A 4,358-nucleotide genomic window follows, 5' to 3' on the forward strand; every position below is an offset into this window, starting at 1 on the left:
GAGGCGAACATGACCCCACCGACCATCGACCAGGCGGCCGCCCTGCTGGCCGCCGGCCTGACGCCCTGCGCGGCCTCGGCCCTGACCGTGCGGTTGATGAGCGGCAGCGCCATCGGCATGAAGTCCACCTTCGAAAAGGCCGAGACCCCGCGCTCCACCTTCGAGAAGGCCGGGCCGGACAGCGAGTTGCAGAGCGTCTTCGTCTCGTCCGAGGTGGCGCCCGAACGGGTGGAGACGACCCGCACCCTGCTGAGCGAACTGAATGCGCGGCGCAGCGACGGCGTCATCGTGATCGACCTGCCCGCCGACGTCCTGTTCGACTTCGACAAGGCCACGATCCGGCCCGACGCCGAGCCGGCCCTGGCGCGGGCGGCGGAACTGCTGAAAAGCTATCCGCGCGCCCAGGTCAGCATCGGCGGCCATACCGACGCCAAGGGCGACGACGCCTATAACGAGGGCCTGTCGCTGAGACGGGCGCGGGCGGTGGCGGATCGGCTGCAAGGCCCGGCAGGGCGGCCGCTGAAGGCCGAGGGCTTCGGCGAGCGTCGTCCCGTGGCGCCCAACGTCAGGCCGGACGGCGCCGACGACCCGGCGGGCCGGCAGAAGAACCGGCGCGTCGAAATCCGCATCACCCCGCAGACGGGGGGCTGACCATGGCCTTGATCCCCTGTCCCGCCTGCGGGCGTCAGGTGTCAGAGGCCGCCGTCGCCTGTCCCAACTGCGGCCATCCGATCGCGGGCGAGCAAGGCGGCACGTTCAAACAGGCCCTGACCCGGCCCGAGGCGGTGAAAAGCGGCTTCACCGTTCTGGGCGTCTTCGTTGCCGCGCCGTGGATCGCGCGCATCCTGGCGTTGATCCTGTTCGTCATCCTGGCCATCGTGGTGGTGGTCAACAAGAGCTGAGGCCCTCACGCCCGGTTAACCGCTCGCGTCTAGATTGGGCGAATGGGCGAACTGACAGCCAGGATCGGGCAGGAGCCGGAGGCGGATGCGCCGCTGCGGGCGCGCCGGGCGCTGCTGAAGCGTCTGGCCGATGTGGTGTCGCTGCCCGCCAGCCGGATCAACGCCTTCGAGCGCGCGGTGACGGGCGATCTGCTGGTAGAGATGCTGCGCCTGGCGTCGCGCGAGGAGCGTCGGCGCGTCGCCGCCCGCCTGGCGCCCCTGGCCGAACTGCCCAACAGCCTGGCGCGCATCCTGCTGCGCGACGAGGTGGAGATCGCCGGCCTTCTGATCGAACAATGCGCCTCCCTGAGCGACGCCGACATCGTCGGCTGCGCGCGCGACGCCGGCATCGACCATCGTCTGATGATCGCGGCCCGGCGCGGTCTGTCCGAGATCGTGACCGAGACCCTGTTCTCCTTCGGCGAGATGGCGGTGATGGAGGCGGTGCTGCGCAACCCGACGGCCCGCCTGTCGCAGGTGGGGATCGAGGCGGTGGTGGGCCTGAGCCGACAGGCGCCGAACCTGTGCGGTCTTTTGCTGAAACGCCCCGAACTGAGGCCGTCGGGCGCCTATGTCATGTTCTGGTGGTGCGGGCCGGACGACCGCCGCACCATCCTGCAACGGTTCGCCGTGTCGCGCGAGGTGATGCAGGAGGCGTCCGAGGACGTGTTCGGCATGGCGGCGGCCGAGGACTGGTCCGACCCCGTCGCGCGCAAGGCCCTGCAGTTCATCGAACGGCGCCAGCGCAATCGGGGCGCCATCGCCAAGAGCCCGTTCGACAGCCTGGAGCAGGCGGTGATGATCGCCGGGCGCGACGGTCTGACGCGCGAGACGGCCTCTGAGATCGCCTTCCTGTCGGGGGTCAAGCCGCTGACGGGCGCCAAGCTGCTGGGCGATCCGGGCGGCGAGCCGCTGGCCATATTGTGCAAGGCCACGGGGATGTCGCGCGCCGACCTGACCTGTCTGTGGCGTTCGATGCGGCGGCCCGAGACGACGGCCGACGGTCATGTCCATCCCGATTGGGAGCGGGTGCAGATCACCTATGAAATGCTGGCCGTGGACCGGGCGCAGACAGTGCTGCGTTACTGGAACTGGTCTCTGTCATCGGCCCTGACGCCCAGTCTGTTGCGCGCCATACGCGACGGCGAGGACGATGTGGTCGACGAATATTCTGCGCCCGAACGCGCGGCCATGATGGTCCTGGCCGAAGACTTCGGCCGCTGAGCTTCACCACTACAGATATATGCAGTAACGTGCATAGATCGGTCATGACGTACGGATTTGCTTTCGAACCCGAATAACTCTATTACCCGACGCAGGATGTTTCGGCTGGACGTTCGGTCGAACGCAATAGATCAGGAAAGCGAAGACGCGAATGGAAGATAAGCCCGAACTGCTTGAGATGACCGCAGACATCGTGTCCGCCTATGTGGGCAATAATACAGTCTCGGCCGAGACCCTGCCGTCGCTTATCGCCAGTATCCACGCCGCCCTGTCGGGCGTTTCCAATGGTTCGGTCGAGGCCGAGCCGGAACCCAAGGAACCGGCGGTGCCGATCCGCAAGTCGATCGCGCCCGACTTCCTGATCTGCCTGGAAGACGGCCGCAAGTTCAAGTCGCTGAAGCGCCACCTGCGCACCAAATACGACATGAGCCCCGAAGAATACCGCGCCAAATGGGGTCTGCCGAAAGACTATCCCATGGTCGCCCCGAACTACGCCAAGGCGCGTTCTGAACTGGCCAAGTCGATGGGCCTGGGGCAGGGCGGCCGCAAGCCGGCCCGCACGCCGCGCGTCAAGAAATAAGCCGGATCGTTCCGGTATAGAGACGCCCGCTTCCGAAAGGAGGCGGGCGCTTTTGCTTTGAGGGCTGATACCGATGTCTCCTCCCTGCGAAGCGGGGAGGTGGCGCGGCGCGTCTTCGCGCCGTGACGGAGGGGCTCTTAGACTCATCGAAGGCGCCTGTGGGACTTCAGCAGCCCCTCCACCACGCTTCGCGCGGTCCCCCTCCCCACAGCGTGGGGAGGAGACGAAGGCGTCACGCCGCCTGCGCGGTGCGCCGCATCCGCCAGAAGCGCAGGGTCCGCATCGCCGCGTCGCGGGTCAGTTCGCCGTACATCCGGCCATAGGCGGCGGCCTTGCCCATCGGATTGTCCTCGGACCCCAGGACGGCGACGGCGTAGGTCAGATAGACGGCGCGGTCCATGTCGGCCGCCTTGCAGACCACCGACAGGGCGTCCAGATCCTTGCGCTCGACGATGCCGCGCGCGGTGTGGAAGTCGATGTCCGCCAGCTTGGACAGGGCGATCAGGAAGGGCGTGCGGCCGTTCGAGCGCAGGAAGCGGATCAGCACCTGGGGCGTCAGCTGGCCCGCCGCGTGCAGCTCGTTCACATAGTCCAGGTTCTCGGCGTAGTCGGCCGGCAGGGCGCCGTCGTCGGTGGCGACCCGGGTGCGGCCGGCGGCCAGCGCCGCCTCCAGCAGTTCGGGGTCCATCCGCGCGTTCTGCTCCAGGATCCGGTGACGCAGCCGGGCCTCGACGACGAAATACATCTCGTTCAACAGATCGACCGGCAGGCTCTGGCGCTCGACCGTGGCGGCGTGCAGGGCCGGATTGGCCTTGGCCCGTTCGACGGCCGTCTCGGACGCCGCGCGCGACAGCCGGGCGCCGTCGTTGCGCAACAGGGCGCCCAGGGTGTCGTCGTCGCCGCGTTCGACGATGATGTCCGACACCGCCTCGGACACCACGGCGCGGCCGGACACGGCGCGCAGATGGCCCTGGCCGCGCCGACGCGCCACCTGCATCAGGTCGTCGTCGGTCAGGACCGCAGAGGCGCGCAGGAGCGGCTCGGCCACCTCCAGCTCGTCGTCGGCCAGGCGCCGGATCAGGCTGTGCGGCGCATTGGCGGCGGGGGCGAAACGGGCGGCCAGCTCGACGCGCACGGCCTGCTCCATCTCGGCGGACAGCTTGGCCAGAACCGCGCCATACAGGGCGGTCTCGCTGGGGCTGTGGTCGGGGGCGCCGAAGAAGTGGTTGGTCAGTTCGCGCAGCAGTAGGCGGCGCTTGTCGCTGGATTCCTCGCCGGCCAGGGCGATCAGGTCGGGCAGGCGCGACGCCGAGACGACGGCTGTGTCGACCGTGGACGTGTCGCTCATGGAAGATCGTCGGCCTGGGTCTGGGGCACGGCGCGCAGCGAGCCGTTGGCGTTGCGGATCAGGGCGGGCGGACCGTCGGGCTGGGCCAGATCGTCGGACTTGGGCGTCTGGGTCATCTGCACGGGCAGGGCGTCCAGATAGGTCGGCTGGGGCGTGACGATGGTGTCGGGGTTACGCCCGGCCTGACGGTGGACCGAATAGTAGCGGGCGGTCTGTTCGCCGGGCGGCAGCTGGGCCGCCTGCTGCGCGCCGGCGACGGCCGCGC

6 protein-coding genes are annotated in these 4,358 nt (G+C 68.7%); 4 read left to right on the top strand and 2 right to left on the bottom strand.

Annotated elements, in window-relative coordinates; translation table 11 throughout:
• The 4 genes from RTU05_RS17110 to RTU05_RS17125 all read left to right on the top strand — a co-directional run.
• The coding region (locus RTU05_RS17110; protein WP_312599518.1) for an OmpA family protein at nt 1-651 on the top strand (651 nt) is incomplete at its 5' end.
• 2 nt (nt 652-653) lie between these two features.
• Nucleotides 654-902 (top strand): zinc ribbon domain-containing protein, encoded by a 249-nt coding sequence (locus RTU05_RS17115; RefSeq protein WP_312599519.1) that lies wholly within the window; start codon nt 654-656, stop codon nt 900-902.
• A gap of 42 nt (nt 903-944) precedes the next feature.
• Complete coding sequence (locus RTU05_RS17120; RefSeq protein WP_312599520.1) at nt 945-2,165, top strand: DUF2336 domain-containing protein; 1,221 nt, start codon at nt 945-947, stop codon at nt 2,163-2,165.
• A 151-nt stretch (nt 2,166-2,316) separates the two neighbouring features.
• Nucleotides 2,317-2,745, top strand: coding sequence for a MucR family transcriptional regulator (locus tag RTU05_RS17125; protein ID WP_312599521.1), 429 nt, complete (start codon nt 2,317-2,319; stop codon nt 2,743-2,745).
• Nucleotides 2,746-2,977: 232 nt separating this feature from the next.
• On the opposite strand, the gene RTU05_RS17130 is transcribed toward RTU05_RS17125, so the two are convergent.
• Together RTU05_RS17130 and RTU05_RS17135 are read right to left on the bottom strand one after the other, a co-directional pair.
• Nucleotides 2,978-4,093 carry a DUF2336 domain-containing protein gene (locus tag RTU05_RS17130; protein WP_312599522.1) on the bottom strand — a complete coding sequence of 372 codons (1,116 nt, stop codon included), beginning with the start codon at nt 4,091-4,093 and terminating at the stop codon, nt 2,978-2,980.
• Nucleotides 4,090-4,358, bottom strand: a 269-nt coding sequence (locus RTU05_RS17135; protein ID WP_312599523.1) for a hypothetical protein, incomplete at its 5' end; no start/stop codon positions are given. The genes RTU05_RS17135 and RTU05_RS17130, both read right to left, overlap by 4 nt.

Origin of the sequence: Brevundimonas sp., assembly GCF_032017145.1 — a bacterium.
In the GTDB taxonomy this organism is placed as follows: Bacteria; Pseudomonadota; Alphaproteobacteria; order Caulobacterales; family Caulobacteraceae; genus Brevundimonas.